The sequence below is a fragment of the Lutimonas sp. genome (genome assembly GCF_051011215.1).
Taxonomy (GTDB): Bacteria; Bacteroidota; Bacteroidia; order Flavobacteriales; family Flavobacteriaceae; genus Lutimonas.
On sequence record NZ_JBPCUJ010000008.1, the window covers coordinates 1 to 18,409 of the forward strand.

General features: G+C 36.6%; 16 protein-coding genes. 7 read left to right on the forward strand and 9 right to left on the reverse strand.

The annotated features are described in order from the left end of the window. The 3 genes from ACR2MV_RS00975 to ACR2MV_RS00985 all read left to right on the forward strand — a co-directional run. Positions 1-1,835: hypothetical protein (locus tag ACR2MV_RS00975; RefSeq protein ID WP_434020001.1), on the forward strand; the 1,835-nt coding region annotated here is incomplete at its 5' end. Between the two features lie 184 nt (positions 1,836-2,019). Continuing rightward, positions 2,020-3,114, forward strand: coding sequence for a nickel-binding protein (locus ACR2MV_RS00980; RefSeq protein WP_434020002.1), 1,095 nt, complete (start codon positions 2,020-2,022; stop codon positions 3,112-3,114). Between the two features lie 125 nt (positions 3,115-3,239). Next, positions 3,240-3,716, forward strand: a complete 477-nt coding sequence (locus ACR2MV_RS00985) for a cupin domain-containing protein (RefSeq protein ID WP_434020003.1) — start codon at positions 3,240-3,242, stop codon at positions 3,714-3,716. Positions 3,717-3,724: 8 nt separating this feature from the next. On the opposite strand, the gene ACR2MV_RS00990 is transcribed toward ACR2MV_RS00985, so the two are convergent. From ACR2MV_RS00990 to dnaN, 3 genes are all read right to left on the reverse strand, one after another. Continuing rightward, complete coding sequence (locus ACR2MV_RS00990) at positions 3,725-4,420, reverse strand: hypothetical protein (protein ID WP_434020004.1); 696 nt, start codon at positions 4,418-4,420, stop codon at positions 3,725-3,727. Between the two features lie 133 nt (positions 4,421-4,553). Then, positions 4,554-5,249: a hypothetical protein gene (locus tag ACR2MV_RS00995; RefSeq protein WP_434020005.1), complete on the reverse strand. Its 696-nt coding sequence runs from the start codon at positions 5,247-5,249 to the stop codon at positions 4,554-4,556. A gap of 218 nt (positions 5,250-5,467) precedes the next feature. Continuing rightward, positions 5,468-6,586: a DNA polymerase III subunit beta gene (gene dnaN / locus ACR2MV_RS01000; RefSeq protein ID WP_434020006.1), complete on the reverse strand. Its 1,119-nt coding sequence runs from the start codon at positions 6,584-6,586 to the stop codon at positions 5,468-5,470. Between the two features lie 382 nt (positions 6,587-6,968). On the opposite strand from dnaN, the gene ACR2MV_RS01005 reads away from it, so the two are divergent. Beyond that, entirely contained in the window at positions 6,969-9,458 is a 2,490-nt protein-coding gene (locus ACR2MV_RS01005; RefSeq protein ID WP_434020007.1) for a PIG-L family deacetylase, read from the forward strand. Between the two features lie 121 nt (positions 9,459-9,579). Then, entirely contained in the window at positions 9,580-11,253 is a 1,674-nt protein-coding gene (locus tag ACR2MV_RS01010) for a sodium:solute symporter (protein WP_434020008.1), read from the forward strand. Between the two features lie 56 nt (positions 11,254-11,309). Here ACR2MV_RS01010 and ACR2MV_RS01015 read toward each other — a convergent pair whose 3' ends face one another. The 6 genes from ACR2MV_RS01015 to ACR2MV_RS01040 form a co-directional block, all read right to left on the reverse strand. Then, positions 11,310-11,801 carry a DUF2911 domain-containing protein gene (locus ACR2MV_RS01015; RefSeq protein ID WP_434020009.1) on the reverse strand — a complete coding sequence of 164 codons (492 nt, stop codon included), beginning with the start codon at positions 11,799-11,801 and terminating at the stop codon, positions 11,310-11,312. A gap of 13 nt (positions 11,802-11,814) precedes the next feature. After that, the gene (locus ACR2MV_RS01020; RefSeq protein ID WP_434020010.1) at positions 11,815-12,657 is read right to left on the reverse strand and encodes a DUF2911 domain-containing protein; all 843 of its coding nucleotides are present in this window, start codon (positions 12,655-12,657) and stop codon (positions 11,815-11,817) included. 112 nt (positions 12,658-12,769) lie between these two features. Further along, positions 12,770-14,422 (reverse strand): gliding motility-associated ABC transporter substrate-binding protein GldG, encoded by a 1,653-nt coding sequence (gldG, locus tag ACR2MV_RS01025; RefSeq protein WP_434020011.1) that lies wholly within the window; start codon positions 14,420-14,422, stop codon positions 12,770-12,772. 14 nt (positions 14,423-14,436) lie between these two features. Then, on the reverse strand, positions 14,437-15,159 hold the full coding sequence (gene gldF / locus ACR2MV_RS01030) for a gliding motility-associated ABC transporter permease subunit GldF (RefSeq protein WP_434020012.1): 723 nt from the start codon (positions 15,157-15,159) through the stop codon (positions 14,437-14,439). 14 nt (positions 15,160-15,173) lie between these two features. After that, complete coding sequence (locus ACR2MV_RS01035; RefSeq protein ID WP_434020013.1) at positions 15,174-15,479, reverse strand: putative quinol monooxygenase; 306 nt, start codon at positions 15,477-15,479, stop codon at positions 15,174-15,176. An 8-nt stretch (positions 15,480-15,487) separates the two neighbouring features. Next, complete coding sequence (locus tag ACR2MV_RS01040) at positions 15,488-16,318, reverse strand: SAM hydrolase/SAM-dependent halogenase family protein (RefSeq protein WP_434020014.1); 831 nt, start codon at positions 16,316-16,318, stop codon at positions 15,488-15,490. Positions 16,319-16,468: 150 nt separating this feature from the next. Here ACR2MV_RS01040 and ACR2MV_RS01045 point away from each other — a divergent pair, with 150 nt between their 5' ends. Beyond that, positions 16,469-17,413 (forward strand): PhoH family protein, encoded by a 945-nt coding sequence (locus tag ACR2MV_RS01045; RefSeq protein WP_434020015.1) that lies wholly within the window; start codon positions 16,469-16,471, stop codon positions 17,411-17,413. 20 nt (positions 17,414-17,433) lie between these two features. Beyond that, positions 17,434-18,387 carry a phosphoribosylaminoimidazolesuccinocarboxamide synthase gene (locus ACR2MV_RS01050; protein WP_434020016.1) on the forward strand — a complete coding sequence of 318 codons (954 nt, stop codon included), beginning with the start codon at positions 17,434-17,436 and terminating at the stop codon, positions 18,385-18,387. Positions 18,388-18,409 lie beyond the last annotated feature (22 nt).

An 18,409-nucleotide genomic window follows, 5' to 3' on the forward strand; every position in this document is an offset into this window, starting at 1 on the left:
GTGTTGACTTAATGGGTAATATTTCATCGAGCCCATCTGAATCTCCAGATCCTTGGGGAATTACAGATTGTTATATAAAAGGTGGTTGTTCATCAGAAGAAGCGCATAGAGATTTTGATATCAATGATTGGACCTTTATCGTATTAGACGATGTAAATGATGCAGATCCAAATACGAATTTGGCTCTTGGAACACAAGTGACGGGTACTACAGAATTCGATGGTTCAACTTGGTCTAATGGAGAACCAGATCAGTCAAGGACGGCGGTAATCACAGGATCTTTTTCAGGTGCTCCTAATAACTTTACTGCTTGTAATTTACAGGTTAATCCGGGTGTTGTTGCCAATTTTAATTCAAATGGAGCAACCAGTAATAGTATTATTTTATACGGAGATTTAATTGTTGATGGAAGTTTGACTATCGGAGATACAGAATCGTTGGTAGTTTTAGATGCCTCCGCAACATTAGGAGTTATTACTAAAATTGAGAATTCTACTCAGTTAGATGATATTAATGACTTGACGTATTGGGCATCTCCAGTGGAAAATTCACAGATTACTACAGTTTTTGCGGGATCTGATCAAAGTCGAATCTTTGATTATAGAGCAGGTAATTTAAATACTGTTCCTAATTGGGGCTATTGGTATAATTCTTCCGGTGCAATGGCACGAGGAAAAGGATATGCCGCTCCAGGACCAGCAACAGGAATTCATACATTGAATTTTGTAGGAGTCCCACATAACGGAACCTGGTCTACAAACTTATACTATAGTGGTACAGCTGATATAGGACCAACCGCGAATGAAAATTTCAATATGATTGGTAATCCTTACCCTGCTGCTGTAGATATTTTAAAGATTATGGAGGATAACGGAAACGTTTCGGAAATAGCCTTATGGACACATGGTACAGAAATCGATCCAGATACGGGTGAATATTTTGATGGAGATTATGTGTATTACAATTCTTTCGGAGAGTCGGTTGATGGAGTGACTCAAAACATTTCATCGAGTCAAGGATTTATGATCAGAACGATTGCAGGAGGTGGATTTAATGTAAATGCATCACATTTATTGATAGGTCAAAATGATCAATTCTATAAAGGAACCAGTAAAAGTAAGGATGTTGTGAATTCAACTGATGAAGGTAAGATATGGTTGCGATTGGTTCATGGAACCGAAAAGAATGATATTTTAATTGGTTTTGACGAAAGAGCTACCGATGATTATGATAAGTATTTTGACGCTGTTGGAAATTTATACGATTCGGAGATTTCGCTGATCGAAAAGAATACCAAGTTTTATTCTAAGATTGCAGACAATAAGTTTGTGATTCAGGGGCTGGGTGTTTTTGGAGCAACAAAGGATGTGAATTTAGGATTTGATACCAAGAAAACAGGGTGGTTCAAATTAAGTATTAATAGAAAAGAAGGCGTTTTAAACGATTCGGACATTTATTTAGTTGATACTTACTTGAATATTAAACATGATCTTTCGAAATCAACGTATGAATTTGAAGCGAATAAAACGGGTGAATTCTCGGATAGGTTTAGATTGGAGTTTGTAAACAAGAATTTTGATCTTGGACCAGATATTGACATTGAAGAAGATCGATTTACAGTTACTAATGAATTTGATACAATGAGTGTTATTTCAGGTAAATCTGTAAGTGAAATCAAAGTATATGATCTACTCGGTAGAATGATCATAATTGATGCTCCTGGAAAGAATTCATTCCAATTGAATACAGGAAATGTCAAAGTAGGAACTGTAATGTTGATCGAGGCAAGAATGGAGGATGGAAGTATGGTCAATACCAAATCAATCAAGTATTAGAATAATTTTGCCAAAATAAACTAACCCTTTAAAAACCGCCAATTGGCGGTTTTTTTTTGATGTATATGTGATTTCAGAATTATGAATGTTCAGGGATTTAATGGCTATCCGGCTGAAAGATTAAACAATTTGTGTTTTTTTTAGTAACTTAGAAACAATAATCTTAAAATCAAACCTTTAGAATATGCCAATATATATGGACAGACACGATCTGGATGATAATATAGATGCAGAACATGTAGCTAGAATTCACCAGGCTGATTTAAAATTTGAAGATGAATTCGGTTGTAAGGGGCTAACCTATTGGTATGATGGGCAGAAGAAGACTGCTTTTTGCCTGATCAAGGCACCTAATAAAGAGGCGCTGAGTGCCATGCACGATAAAGCACATGGTGGAATCCCAAACAGCATCATAGAGGTCAACCCTGGAATTGTTGAATCTTTTTTAGGTCGGATTGTTGATCCTGTTTCAGATACAAAAGTTATAGATGACCCGGCCTTTAGAATTATAATGATGTTAGAAGTTTCTCCGAAAAGTTTGAATGGGATGAATGGTGCCACTCAAAATGATGGCCTTTCTGATTTTCATGGATTCATCATAGATCAAATCTCTAATTTTAACGGACGTTTGGTAAAAAACACCCCACGATCTAATTTGGTGTCTTTTAGATCCGTTTCTGATGCCATTGATTGCACCACTTCCATTTATTCAAATTATGAGTCATTAACAGCGATAAAGAATGCACATTCCTTGCATATCGGAATTAGCTGTGGTTTGCCGGTTGCTGAAGGAAAAGGTTTTTTTGAAGGAACTATTGCTGATGCCAAACGCATGTGCAAAGAAGTGCAGGGAGGTATCGTACTTTCTTCTAATGTATTGGAACTTTGTAGTAATAGTATCTTGAATGAGAAAATTAAACTACATTATTTCCGATATTTAAAACCCCAGGAAGAAAAGTTTCTAAGTTCTTTAATGGAGTTTACTGAGAAGAAATGGAACAAGACCAATTTGAAAGTCGATCATTTTAGTGCTGCATTGGGGTTAAGTAAATCTCAATTATATAGAAAAGTTAAATTTTTAACCGGAAAGTCTTTAAATATTTTTTTAAAGTCATACCGATTGGAAAAAGCAATTAAAATGATTGAGAATCATTCAGGAAATATTTCGGAAATAGCTTTTGATTCTGGGTTTAATTCTGCCGCTTATTTCTCTAAATGTTTTGCAGATACGTATGGCATATTGCCTTCTGATTATTCTAAGAACAGACTGGCTTCCTAATAAAGAATGACCTAATTTTTTACTTCCTTGAATTGTTTATGGCAGAGACTTCGGATTGGATAGGCTAATTTTAGATTCATTTATGGATGTATCCATCCTTTTTGTTTAACTTTTAATCTCTAATTATGAAAACAGCCAACCTTCAGTTCAAACAGCAATTCCTTTTATGTATACTCTCCTTATGTTCAATGGGGTTTGTTTATGCCCAGCAAGCTTCATCAGATGTGGATGAAAACTCAGTTTTACGCTCTTTTAAAGACAAATCCTTGGAATGGGGTGATTGCCCTCCTTTTATGCCTGAAGGATGTAACATTGCCGTTCTGCATGGTGATCCAAGTAAATCGGATTCAGATGTGTTGTTTAAAGTGGAAGGAAAATCAAGTATCCCGAATCATTGGCACAATTCACATGAGCGCATGATTTTACTTACCGGTAAAATGGAAGTAACTTATAAAAATGAAAAAAGTATTACTATGAATGTTGGTGATTTTGCCTTTGGACCAGCCAAAAAGCCTCATTCAGCAAAATGTGTCAGTAAAGATCCTTGTATACTGTATATTGGTTTTGGAGCGCCGGTGGACGCTTTTGCCATAGAGGAATAAGCAATAGTTTATGGTTCTATATATTCCAGTTTGAGTTTGGAAAATAATTCAACTACTTTGTCTTTGTTCGAAATTTCGCAAACAATGTAATCAAAATGGTAATTGTAAATGAGAATGACCAGGCCTCTCTTTTTCAGTAAGGCATTATTTCTATGCAGATAATCATAGGCGTATTCGTCTGGTTTGGCTTGATAAAATTTTAATTTACTCAGCACGATCAACTCGTTAATGGCCTTTTGTGCCACTTTCGCTTTTTCACTATAGGCCATTAAACCTTCAAACGTGAGAATCTGTGTAATTGCCCAATGCATATATATAAATTCATCGGCCGTAACGGTCCATTTAGCAAGATAGGGGTTGGGTTCAAAGTTTGGGTCTTCGAACTTAATTTTAACGCCCCAGTTTTTGATCGTTTTAAGAGAGTAATCTTTGTATACAAAGTCAAACTTTTGTGGATTCGAAACAGCGAGCCAGAGTTTATTGGCCAGGTCAGTTTTTTCATTTTCAGTATAGATGTCCAAAGTGAGAAGATCAGCCAGCTGTACGAATACTTCCTTGTCAATTCCAAATTCCTTGGTTTTAGGTAGTACCTTCGTATAGTTTCTGAGCTTACTCTTGAATTGGATTTCAGTATAATCTTTTTGTTGTGCAAGAATACAGACACCATATAGAAGGGTGAAATATAAAAATATGGCTTTTCTCACATTATCTCGATTTAACACGTTGAATCTGATTTCATTTAAAACGATAAGAAGCATCGAATATTGGGTAAATTTAAAAAAAAAAATCTGCTTTAAATTAGTAAAGCAGATTAATGAGGGGAACTTTAGAAAGAAATTAGGGTTGTACTAATTCCCATCTAAACTTTTCGAATAAATCCGTAAGTTGTTGCTTGCTTTCAATATCACAAACAATAATATTGTAATAACCTTTGGTAACCAATGCCACCAGGCCTTCTTTTTGTAATTCAGTATTCACACTTTCTATGTAGGAATAGGCCCAGTCATCATCTTTAGGTGCTGAAAACTGAAAGTCCTTGGTAATTAACAGTTCGTTGAATGAAGAGGCAACACTATCTGCATCATCTCCATAGGTCATCAATTGAAAATGTTCCAGAATTTTATTCAGCGCAAGTTGAAAATATGGGTATTCATCATCACTTACTGTCCAATCTGTAAGATATGGATTCGGTTCAAGCACAATCTCACCATTGGCATTCTCAGAGCCCCAGTTTTTATTGGAAGTAACCGCAAAATCTTTGTATACATAATCAAAAACCTTTGGTTTTGCCATGGCTAACCAGGTTTTATAAACAATTTCATCCTGCTCCGCCTTTGTGTAAATATCTTTACCAAGTAATTTGACGATTTCAGTAAGTAATTGTTTTTCGATACCAAGCTCCGAAGTTCTGGGTTCTGCCTCTTTGTATTTGTAGATATAGCTTCTAAATTCCACATTAGAGTAATCCATCTGTCCAAATGAGACATAGGTGCATGCTATCAATAAGTAAATTGAGAGTAGTTTTCTTTTCATAGGCGCAATTTCGTTCAACTTCCTTTCTATGATAAACATAAAACACTAATATTTAGGTTATTACCTTAATACTAGCTGATCAGTTTTACTAAAAAATACATTGAACTTTAGGGGATTCAACTATTTTCTTAAGGCGAATATACTAATAACAGTTGAATTGACAAAATATTGCCATGAGTTAATGATAAGAAAATTAGGCGATTAGCTAATTTCGGGCCTTAATTACTAAGCATAACCGGCATAACAAGCATGGTGATTTCCTCTCCTTCTTCCAAACCATCAATCGGTGTTAAGATTCCAGCTCGGTTAGGAAGTGACATTTCCAACAGGATATCATTTGAGTTTAAATGATTCAGCATTTCAAGTAAAAAGCGTGAATTGAATCCAATTTGCATGTCATCTCCTTCGTAGCTACACAACAATCTCTCATCCGCTTTATTCGAAAAATCAAGATCTTCTGCAGAAATCTTCAATTCTGTTCCAGCCATTTTAAGCCTTATTTGATGCGTCGTTTTACTGGAGAAAATAGAGACTCTGCGTACAGAGTTATAGAAAGAATTTCTGTCAAGTGTTAGCTTGTTTGGATTCTCTTTTGGAATAACAGCTTCATAATTAGGATATTTACCGTCAATTAATCGGCAAATCAAGGTGCTGGTACCAAAAGTAAATTTGGCGTTTGTGTCATTGTATTCTATCACAACATCTTCATCATTACCAGAAAGGATATTTTTAAGTAATGTCAAGGGTTTTTTAGGCATGATAAACTCGGCAACTTCACTGGCACTTACATCTTTACGTATATATTTGACCAATTTATGGGCATCTGTCGCTACAAAAATCAGGTTTTCAGGACTCAATTGGAAGAATACGCCGCTCATTACCGGTCTAAGATCATCATTACCTGAAGCAAAAATGGTCTTTGAGATACCACTTGATAATATACTTGCTTTTAGCGTAGTGCTGCTAGGTGCTTCTAATTCTACTGCTTTTGGGAATTCTTCTCCATCGGCGTAAGCCAAAGCATATTTACCACTATCAGAACTTATTTCTATGGTATTGTTATCCTCTACCTTAAAAGTAAGTGGCTGTTCAGCAAATGTTTTAAGAATATCAAGAAGAAGTCTGGCAGGAACAGCAATGGCTCCCGTCGCATCAGCTTCAACATCGATCGAAGTACTCATTGTTGTCTCCAAATCAGAAGCAGAGATTCGCAATTGAGTGTCAGTTAACTCGAAAAGGAAATTATCGAGAATGGGTAAGGTGTTGTTGGTATTGATTACGCCACCTAAAATTTGTAACTGCTTCAATAATTGAGAACTGGAAACTATAAACTTCATCCTTTTATTTTTATGATTTGTTTGAAAACTGTTACAACAAGGGTTTTAATTTTTGATCTAACCACATCTGAAATTCGATATTGATTAGATTCTTTTTACGACCCAAAACAACAGGCTTACAAATATATTATTTTAATGTTTAAAATTGAAAATTTATTTGGCTAGTTAATCAACATTTTAAAAATGTTAAGTTTTTCTTAATACGCATGAAACCACGCGATATTTCTTTAGATTTGTTCCATTATGCCATAGCTATGCGTTTCGTTCATATCTTTTTTTTAGATATGTATACGCAATATGATACATCGTGGTTTAAATTAACAATTAGCTCATATTATTCCCATTTTATTCGATTATGACCAAATATATTGTAACATTATTTTTGTGTTTATTTTTAATTCAGTCTTCATTTTCTCAAGCTCCGGAAAAACCAAATTCGTCAGAAATTCACGAGTCCATTAAAAAACTCAATTTTTTAGGTTCTGTATTGTATTTGGCAGCGCACCCGGATGATGAGAATACGAGGATGATCTCATACTTTTCAAATCAGGTCCATGCACGTACCGCCTACTTATCTATCACCAGAGGTGATGGTGGACAAAATTTGATCGGACCCGAGATAAGAGAATTATTGGGTGTTATTCGTACGAATGAATTGTTGAAAGCACGTCAAACGGATGGGGGAGAGCAATTCTTTACCAGAGCCAACGATTTTGGATATTCGAAACACCCTGATGAAACCCTGGATATTTGGAATAAAGAATTAGTGATGAATGATGTGGTGAAAGTGATTCGTAAATTTAAGCCAGACATCATCATAAATCGGTTTAATGCCGAATCTGCAGGAAAGACTCACGGGCATCATACCTCTTCGGCGATGTTGAGTACTGAGGCTTTTGATTTGGCAGCAGATGAATCCTACATAACAGCATCCTATAAGGCCTGGACAACGCAGCGATTGTTTTTTAACACCCATTGGTGGTTTTATGGAAGTCGTGAGGAATTCGAAAAGGTTGATAAATCTGAAATGCTTTGGTTTGACACAGGTGTTTTTTATCCTTCTTTAGGCTTGTCCAACTCTGAAATTGCTTCCTTGAGTCGAAGTATGCATAAATCTCAAGGATTTGGTAGCACAGGGACCCGGGGAACGGACAAGGAATATGTCCAATTATTGAAAGGAGACATGCCAAAAGACAAGTCTAATGTTTTCGAAGGAGTTGATACGAGTTGGAACCGTGTTGAAGGAGGTGCTGAAATTGAAATAATACTGGCAAAAGTTGAAAGCGAATTTGATTTTTCAAATCCATCGAAAAGTATACCGGAATTAGTGCAGGCATATGTCTTAATTCAAAACTTGAAGGATGAACATTGGAGGGCGTTTAAATCAAATCAAATAAAAGAAATCATTGCAGCATGTTCGGGGCTGTATTTGGAAGCAGTAGCCTCACAAAGTTTTATTACACGGGGAGGAGAAATGTCTGTTGCGATAGAGGCTATCAATAGAAGTCAGCAAAAAATGACATTGAAATCCCTAAATGTTGTGCCTCAAAATAGTTCAGTTCAGCTGAACATGCTACTTGAGAATAATAGTTCTAACAAAGAAGAAGTTTCATTTAAAGTGGCTGATAATGCCACATATACATCGCCGTATTGGTTGGAGGAAAAAGGTAGTTTAGGGATGTATACTGTAAAAGACCAGAACTTGATAGGTAATCCGGTATCAGAACCTGTGGAAAAGATTGTATTTACTGTTGAAATTGCGGGAACCTTGATAGAATTCGAAAGGGATGTTATTTACAAATACAATGATCCTGTTAAAGGTGAAGTTTATCAACCCTTCGAAATATTACCCGATGCAGTAAGTGAAATTGCCTCAAAGGTGGTAATTTTTAATGATGATCAACCCAAAGAGATACCGGTTAAGATCAAGGCTTATAAAGATAGTGTTTCGGGTGTTGCCAGCTTAGGTGCTCCTGAAGGATGGAAAGTGAGTCCTGATAAAATTGATTTTCAAATACAGACAAAAGGAGAAGAAGTAACGGTCGTTTTCACCGTAATTCCTACCAAAGATCAAAGTGAAGGATCTATTAAACCGCAGCTTACCATTGGTACCGAAGTTTTTGATAAAACAATGGTAGCGATTAATTATGATCACATTCCGAAACAATCGGTGTTATTACCATCTGAGTCTAAAGTTGTTCGTTTGAATCTTCAGAAGAAGGGGCAGTCAATTGCCTACATAAAAGGTGCCGGTGATGAAGTGCCTAAGTATTTAAGACAGGTGGGTTATGAGGTAAGTGAAATTGCACCTGAGGATATTTCAATAAATAAGTTGCGTGCATATGATGCAGTGATTTTAGGAATCAGGGCTTATAATACAGTTCCTGAGTTGGCCTCAAAACAGGCTGATATTTTAGGGTATGCAGAACAGGGAGGAAACGTAATTGTTCAATACAATACGAGTCATCGTTTGGTTGTTACAGATAATCTTGCCCCTTATGAATTACAATTGTCAAGGGATCGAATCACTGATGAAAATGCAAAAGTTACTTTTATAGATCAGAAGCATGAGGTTTTGAATTATCCCAATAAAATTACTTCAGAAGATTTTGATGGTTGGGTACAGGAAAGAGGCTTGTATTTTCCTAATAAATGGGGAGATGAGTTTAGCGCGGTGCTTTCCTTTCAGGAAAATGGGGATGCTCCTATGAATGGAAGTCTTTTGGTTGCTAAATACGGAAAAGGACACTATATTTATACAGGACTATCGTTTTTTAGAGAATTACCCGCTGGAGTTCCCGGAGCTTATAAGCTCTTGACCAATATGATCTCCATTGGTAAGAATAATTTTGAGAAGGATATCAAGGAATAATACCATGAAAGAATCAAAAGAAGTATCGGGAAAATGGACAAAGATGTATACCTATCTGCTGGTGGCTAACGCCTTATACATTGTTGCTTTTTATTTAATTACACAGTTTTATTCTTGATGCATGGCAACTTTAGATTGGTCAGTTCTGTTATTTACGCTATTATTTATTGTCATCTATGGTTCCTGGAAAACCAGAGGAAGTAAAAATGTAAAAGATTTTATCAAAGGAGGTAGTGAAGCCAAATGGTGGACGATTGGTCTATCAGTTATGGCAACACAGGCAAGTGCGATCACCTTTTTATCAACACCAGGACAGGCTTTTCACAGCGGAATGGGATTTGTTCAGTTTTATTTTGGACTTCCCCTGGCTATGATCATTATTTGTGTGGTTTTTATTCCCATTTATCATCGTCTCAAGGTCTATACTGCCTATGAATATCTGGAAAGTCGGTTCGATCTAAAAACACGTTCCCTGGCAGCTATTTTATTTCTGATTCAGCGAGGGTTGGCGGCAGGAATTACCATATTTGCTCCGGCGATTATTCTTTCTGCAGTGTTGGGATGGGACTTATTAAGTCTGAATATTATTATAGGTGTTTTAGTGATTATTTACACGGTCAGTGGAGGTACAAAGGCAGTTAGTGTTACCCAAAAACAGCAAATGGCCATTATTTTTGTTGGTATGTTTGCTGCTTTCTTTATCATTTTGAGTTATTTGCCTGAAGATATTTCTTTTTCCAAGGCTTTGCAGATTGCAGGAGCCAGTGGAAAGATGGAAGTGCTTGATTTTTCATTTGACCTCAATAATCGATATACAATCTGGACGGGATTTTTGGGTGGTACATTTTTGATGTTGTCCTATTTTGGGACTGATCAATCTCAGGTTCAGCGGTATTTATCTGGAAAATCGATTCGGGAGAGTCAGTTAGGTTTGTTGTTCAATGGTTTTCTTAAAGTACCTATGCAGTTTTTTATTCTGTTGGTAGGAGTCATGGTATTTGTTTTTTATCAGTTTAATGCATCTCCTTTAAACTTTAATCCGGCGGCTACCAAAGTTGTAAAGAATTCCTCCATGGCAGCAACCTATGCTTCCTTAGAAGAAAAACATAACGAAATTTCCATTCAGAAAAAAGAGCTACAGTTCAATTTGGTGAATACACCTGAAAATGAGCAGATAAAGGCAGCGATAAAAAAACTGAACAAACAGGAGCTTGAAAATCGTGAGGCGGCAAAAGAAGTGATTCTTCAGGCAGATTCGAGTCAGGAAGTGAATGATAAAGACTATGTGTTTATACATTTTATTCTAAACAATCTTCCAAGAGGACTCATTGGCCTTTTGCTTGCCGTAATTCTTTCTGCCGCCATGTCTTCCACCGCATCAGAACTAAATGCATTGGCGGCCACTACGACTATAGATTTGTATAAAAGAAATGATAAGAAAGAGCGAACCGATATGTATTATGTTCGTGTCACCAAATGGTTTACACTGGCTTGGGGAATCTTAGCTATTCTTGTGGCGAGTATCGCGAATTTGTTTGACAATCTGATTCAATTGGTCAATATCATAGGTTCTATTTTTTACGGCAATATCCTTGGCATATTTTTAATTGCTTTCTTTATTAAAATGGTTCGAGGAAATGCTGTGTTTTTAGGAGGAATTGTCACACAGTTCCTGATTATCTGGATTTTTCAGATGGATGTGCTGCCTTATTTGTGGCTGAATTTACTGGGCTGCGTCCTGGTGATTGTCCTGTCAGTAATTATTCAGTTATTTAGCAGGCAAAAAGCAGGGTAGGAAATAAAAAAAGCCCCAAATAAATTGAGGCTTTTTGTTTAAAATTTAGATCGAACTTACTTGACATCAATATGAAGTCTCGCTTTATCCCAGGCAAATACAATTCCTGAATTATCAACAGCATACATTAATTGTTCTTGTACATTACTGTCAAATGTAGGGGTGACCATTACTCTTACGGCATCATCTGCTTCTGAATAAGAATAAGAGCCCCAGGCATCATTCTTTTTGTTGAAAATGGCAACCCAGTCACCAGATTCATTAGGGATGATAAAAAAACCATACTTACCGGCAGCTAATTTCTTTCCGCCAATAGTAACATCTTTATCAAAAGATATGGTCGTGTTTTCGTTTGCACCGGCACGCCAAACCTGTCCATATTTTTCTAAACCACCCCAGATGGTTCTTCCTTTCACACTCGGGGCACCATAGTCAATGGCAACTTGTGTTCCGTTTAGATCTCCTTTGCTTTGTAATCTTGGACTTTTTTGGGCACAACTAACAGATACGACAAAAAAGAATGCTAAAAGTAAATTGAATTTTTTCATAAGGGTTTATTTTTTAATTACTCCATTCAGCGATGGACGCTTTGTTCATTTTCGTATAATCATCATTCCCTGCTTTTTCTGAAGCTGCCAAGGATACTTTGGCTGTTTCAATCGCACCTTTTTTATCACCTAAGTCGGCTTGGATCAAAGATTTTTGGCGAGACATCCAAAAAGCGTCAGGATTCATTTCAACTGCCTTACTGACCCATTCCAAAGCCTTGTTTAGGTCTTTTCCTGAACTTCTGTAATAAGAAGCCGCACTAAAGTAATCGTTGGCAGAAGGACCAGCCATCGCTTTTTCAATGCTTTTAACGGCCATTTCATCGGTAGGGGTTTCAAGTTTTACCCAAACAACTGTTTTGTCCCACATGATGTACATGTTTCCTGAAACTCCGTCTGCAAGATCTCCGAACGCTATCGTGAAGTTCTCGGCAGCCATGTCCATAGCGTTTGCTTTCGCATTTAGTTTTAAGGCCACTTTACTGTCATCGAGTTTAGCTGGAGCACCTCCTGCTTGGTATTCAGTGTAAAAAACAATCTCCCAACTTTCCTTATTTGGAATTGTTAAAATAGCGTAGGTTCCTTTCTCTAATTCTTGACCATCAATTTTTAATTTGGTACTGGTCGTGAATTTGGTTCTCATGTTTGCTCCAGTTCTCCATACTTTACCGTAAGGAACTAAATCTCCAAAAATTGCTCTACCGCGAACGGCAGGTCTTGAATAGTCAACAGATACCTCTGAAAGGCCAATTGTCTGTGTTACTGTAGCAGATGGGCTAGGTTGTGGGGTCTGGATTTGCGCTTGTAATGTAAAAGCGCCAAAAATTAATAGTAGTGTAATTAATTTAAATTGCATAGATTTTAGTTTTTGTTAATAAAACATAAAATTACGCGAAATATAGAGGTATCCCTGCCTAATCTTGATGTTTTAACAAAATTTTATGAAGGCCTGGGATTCAGCAAATAGCTTAGCTATAGCGCCTTTTTCTGAGGAAATTAAACAGCCAGCCAAATCCAAGTAAAATAGCCAAAGGAAAAGCAAGATTTATTAGTTGCCAGTACGATTTCTCCTCAAAGGCTTTTTCTTTATCTAAAAATTGAATCTGAAGTGATTTCGATCTGAGACTTAAAAGTCCGTCATCATCGATCAAATAATGAATGCTGTTCAATAGGAATGCGGTGTTACCATAATTTTGATTGGTCCATTTGTCTTTGTCCAGCGGAAGGGGTTCTCCTCTGAGGGTCTCATTGACCGCCATGTCGCCATCGCTGATGATAATCATTTTGTTGTCAGAACTTTGTTGACTATACGATCCAAGTTGAAAGGGTAAAATTCTATTCCGGTAGGCTGAATTAAAAGATCCTTCAAGTAAGATACCAAAATGAGTATTCGGATCCTGATACTCATTTTTATCGGGTTGCTGTGCTATCTCATTTAATTCAATTCCAGTTGGAGTGCCCACAACTTTCGATAAGGGCGAAGATTGCAAGAGAACCGTCTTTTTTATAGAATTATTCAAAGTGTCTATGCTACTGGGAAATTTTAATAGAACTGGTTCTATATTTTTAGTGATCTCATTAGAATTGTCAGCGAAGATCAAAGGGAAATATGGCCATAAAAAATCTTTGTACTGCACCTGGTTTCCAGTATTTCCTGCGGCAAGTCGAATACTGCCGCTATACAAGTCTTTGGTAACATTGTAATTAATGCGTACTCCATAACTGAACAGCATGTCTGTTAGGTTTAGATCACGGTTAAAGGCCAGCGTTTTACCGGTCTGCATCAAACTATCCATTTCGGCATAAACATTGTCTAATAACCAAATTGTTTTGCCGCCCCTCATGATGTATTGGTCAAGGACTAATTTTTCTTTCTCGCTAAATCTTTGTGAGGGTTTAACAATCAAGGATAAATCATATTGCTCGAGGTTGCTTAAGGTTCCCCCGGGATTATTTACCACTGAATCCAAAGTGAATTCTGCCAATTTATAATGTTCTCCCAAACGCTTGAGAAAACTGTATAAATAAACATCCTCCGGTTGTCCATTCCCTTTTAGAATGGCAACAGATTTGTTCTTTTCCTTACTTATTTTATGTATGGCATTGGCAAATTCATATTCAAGATTTTCAATGGAAAATTGAAGCTGTTGTTCCTGATTCTGACTGGTTCCAAGGGCATCTACTAAAAGAGATACATTTTCTTCTTTTCCGTCATAGTTTACAATAGCCCATGGAAAAATAATTGCCTCCGACATTTTTCCGTCTTCCTCAACCGTCAGACGGCTGGGTTGCAATCCTTTTTTAATTAAACCTTTGGAAGAGCTCAAAGGGTCAATAAATCTAAATTGTACCAAATCATTGATCTCAGCTAATTCTTTGAGTAGTTGATTGGTTTCAATTTGAAGCCTTTTAAATTCTGCCGGAAAGTTACCTTGCAAATACACCTTTATCTGAAGAGGTTCTTCAATTTCTTCTATGAGGTTTATAGTTGTTGCCGACAGGGTATATCGTTTGTCATTGGTTAAATCAAAACGTTTGTAAAGATAAAGGCTCAGTATATTAACAAGCACCAAAGCGATCAAAACCAGTACAATATGTAAATATGATTTATTCTTATTCATAATTTGGTCGGCCATTATTGTTTGAGATCAAAATTGGTTTTACATAAAAACAGGAAGAAAAAAGTCACACTCAAAAAGTAGACAAGGTCCTTGGTGTTAATCACGCCTCTGCCGATGTTGATAAAACGGGCATGAAGACCTAAATTCTTTAATTCAAAATTGCCTACGCTCCCAAGATCTCCAATGGCTTCAAAACCATAAAACATAAAAAACGATACTAACAATCCTATAATAAATGCTACAATTTGATTTTCGGAAAGACTGGAGCTGAACATTCCAATGGCGGTAATGGCACTGGCTAAAAAGAGTAAACCAAGATAGGATCCAAACATACTGCCATAATCCACAGTCTCAGGTGTTGCCGACAATTGGGAAATTGTATAGACATAGGTTAAAGTTGGTATCAACGCAATTAAAATTAACAACAGAGAACCAAAATATTTACCGAGAATAATATCCCAGCTGCCTATGGGTTTAGTTTTGATAATTTCAATGGTACCAAGTCTTATTTCATCAGAAAATGTTCTCATAGTAATCGCCGGAATCATAAAAATGAAAAACCAGGGCGTAATAAAGAAAAAACTGTTGAGGTCGGCGAAACCTGCATTTAAAATATTGAAATCACCTTTAAATACCCATAAAAACAGGCCGTTAATCAACAGGAATATGGCAATGACCAAATAACCAATCGGTGTTGCAAAAAATAAATTGAGTTCTTTTTTTAAAATAGCTAACATCAGCGAATCGAAATTTATAAAGGATGTTTCAAACTTACAATTTTATCTACACTCCATGCTTCCGGTTTTTCTATGAACATTTTTTTTGTTTCTGACCAGACTTCTTTAAAAAATGATGATTTTCTATAGTGATCCAATGCAGCTTCAGAATCCCAGTAGCTATAGGTGAAAAATACGTTCGAATTCGCTTTGTCCTGATAGAGTTCCAGTAAATTACAGCCTTCAAAATTGATAATATTTTCCTTAATGCCTTGGAAGCGATTCTGAAAAGCAGTTACATTTTCATGCGCGAAAGTCATTTTTACGATTCTTATCAGCATCCCGTTAATTATATAAAGCGTATAGTAATATTGTCACGATAGTCCAGGCCCAGAAGGTTGGAAGCGCCACCGACTGTTTTTAAATTACTCCTGTAAATAGAGATTTCCAGGTAGTTGGCACAGTTAAAAATCGCCAGTTTTTTGCCATCATCCTGCCTTTTTTCCAAGGGTATATCAAAATCCACAATGTCATTGTACTTATCGTATATTTTGACGAATTTATAGTTTCTGGCGATGATTTCAAAGGATCTGCCTTTGCCAATATTATGAAAAGCTGCCTTTGAGATATTACTGATCGCATTTCCGAAGTTGTCAATGTAAATGATGCTGCCCACCAATTGGTTTTTTTCTGTATTTACCTGAGGTTGAATCTCATAGATCTTTTTGATGGTTTCAATTCTCTTACCGATAACTTCCAGCGTTCCACCTCTGGCAATATGACACGCCACTTTTATAAACATACCGAGAATGGTCAATTTATCATCTTCAGGTTCCTGGATGGTAATTTCAACTATTTTATCAGGATTTATTTCATTGGTGATCATCGATAGGATGCCATTATCTCCACAGATAAAAAACTGTTCATCCATTTCAATGGCGATAGGTCTGTTCTCTACGCTAATTTCTGAGTCAACGCCTACAATGTGGATGGTTCCCGGAGGGAAATTTTTATAAGCATTTTTTAAAATATAGGCAGTTTCAGTGACACTAAAAGGCGTTATCTCATGAGATATATCAACAATCCGAACCTCTTTTAGTTCACTGTAAATGGATCCTTTGACAGCACCTACAAAGTGATCTTTAGTACCAAAATCGGTTGTTAAGGTTATGATCGGCATATTTTTTTATGATTCCCGATGGGTTGATATAATATTTATAACAATTGGTAAATTGCTATTAAAATGTGCTATTTTTGTTGTACAAATCTAATCAAATTAAAATAGTAAAAAAGCACTTAAGGCTTAATTTTTAAACTAAATATTTTAGTATTGAACGAAAGAATTATTGAACTGGAGAATATTGCTCCAAGTGAGTTTTTTGGCCCTCACAACAGAAATATAGAAATGGTTAAGAAATCATTTCCAAAATTAAAGATTGTCGCTCGGGGAACCAAAATAAAAGTGTTTGGCGAGGCCGTCATACTCGATGAATTTGAAAAGAAATTTGATTCTCTTGTCAAGTATTATCACAGATACAATAAATTAGATGATAATAGCATTGAAAGAATATTAACGACCGTTGTACCACAGAAGAATTCTAAGCATTCTGACGGAGTTCTTGTTCATGGTGTTTCAGGCAGATTGATCAAGGCCCAGTCGGTAAACCAGCGAAAAATGGTTGACCTTATGAAGGATAATGATATGCTCTTCGCGATCGGTCCGGCAGGAACGGGTAAAACATATACAGCAGTCGCCCTGGCTGTGAGAGCTCTAAAGGAAAGGGAGGTAAGAAGAATCATACTGACCAGACCAGCGGTAGAATCCGGAGAGAATCTGGGATTTTTGCCAGGCGATATGAAAGAGAAATTAGATCCCTATATGCAGCCTCTTTATGACGCATTAAGAGATATGATTCCGTATGAGAAGTTAGAATCCTATCTGGAAAAAGGTACTATTCAAATAGCACCTTTGGCTTTTATGCGCGGAAGAACGCTTGATAGTGCCTATGTTATTTTGGATGAGGCTCAGAATACCACCCATAACCAAATGAAGATGTTCTTAACAAGAATGGGAAAGCATGCTAAATTTATCGTTACCGGTGACCCCGGACAGATTGATTTGCCTCGAAGACAGGTTTCAGGATTGAAAGAGTCGTTACTCGCCTTGAAAGGTTTGAAAGGAATTGGTTTTGTTCATTTGGATGAAAAGGATGTGATCAGGCATAAATTGGTAAAGGATATTATAAAGGCTTATAAAAATATTGAATCAGATTAAAAAATCGAATAAATACAATAATGGATACCATAAATAACACAGATTTTAATTTCCCTGGGCAGAAAGCAGTATATAAAGGGAAGGTAAGAGAGGTTTATACTATTAATGATGAATACCTGGTGATGATTGCCAGTGACAGGTTGTCGGCATTTGACGTTATCATGCCCAGACAGATTCCTTTTAAAGGTCAGATTTTGAATCAGATTGCTGAGAACATGTTGAATGCCACAAAAGATATTGTTCCAAACTGGTTGCTGGCCTGTCCTGATGCAAATGTTGCCGTTGGCAAGCTCGCTAAACCGTTTAAAGTAGAAATGGTAATTCGGGGGTATTTGTCTGGTCATGCCTGGAGGGAATACCGCGATGGTAAAAGAATTATTTGCGGGGTAACCATGCCAGATGGGATGAAGGAAAATGATAAGTTTCCTGAGCCTATTATTACGCCATCTACAAAGGCTGATGACGGATTACACGATGAAGATATATCCAGAGAGGAGATCATTTCACAACAAATAGTGTCGGAGGCTGATTACCTTATTTTGGAGGATTATACCAGGAAATTATTCGAAAGAGGGACAGAGCTTGCAAAAGAAAGAGACTTAATTCTGGTAGATACCAAATATGAATTCGGTAAAAGTAGCAGTGGGGAAATAATTTTAATCGATGAAATTCATACACCGGATTCGTCCCGATATTTTTACGCCGAAGGATATCAGGAAAGGCAAGACAAGGGGGAAATGCAGAAGCAATTGTCTAAGGAATTTGTAAGACAATGGCTTATTCGTAATGGATTCCAAGGATTAGAAGGTCAGGTGATTCCAGAAATGTCTGATGAGAAAATCAACGAAATATCTGAAAGGTATATTGAATTATATGAGAACATCACCGGGCAGACTTTTGTAAAGGCTGACACCAGTGATATTCTTCAAAGAATAGACAAAAATGTAACATCCTACTTAGATTCTTTGAAATAAGCAAAGAAGCATAACTTTGAAT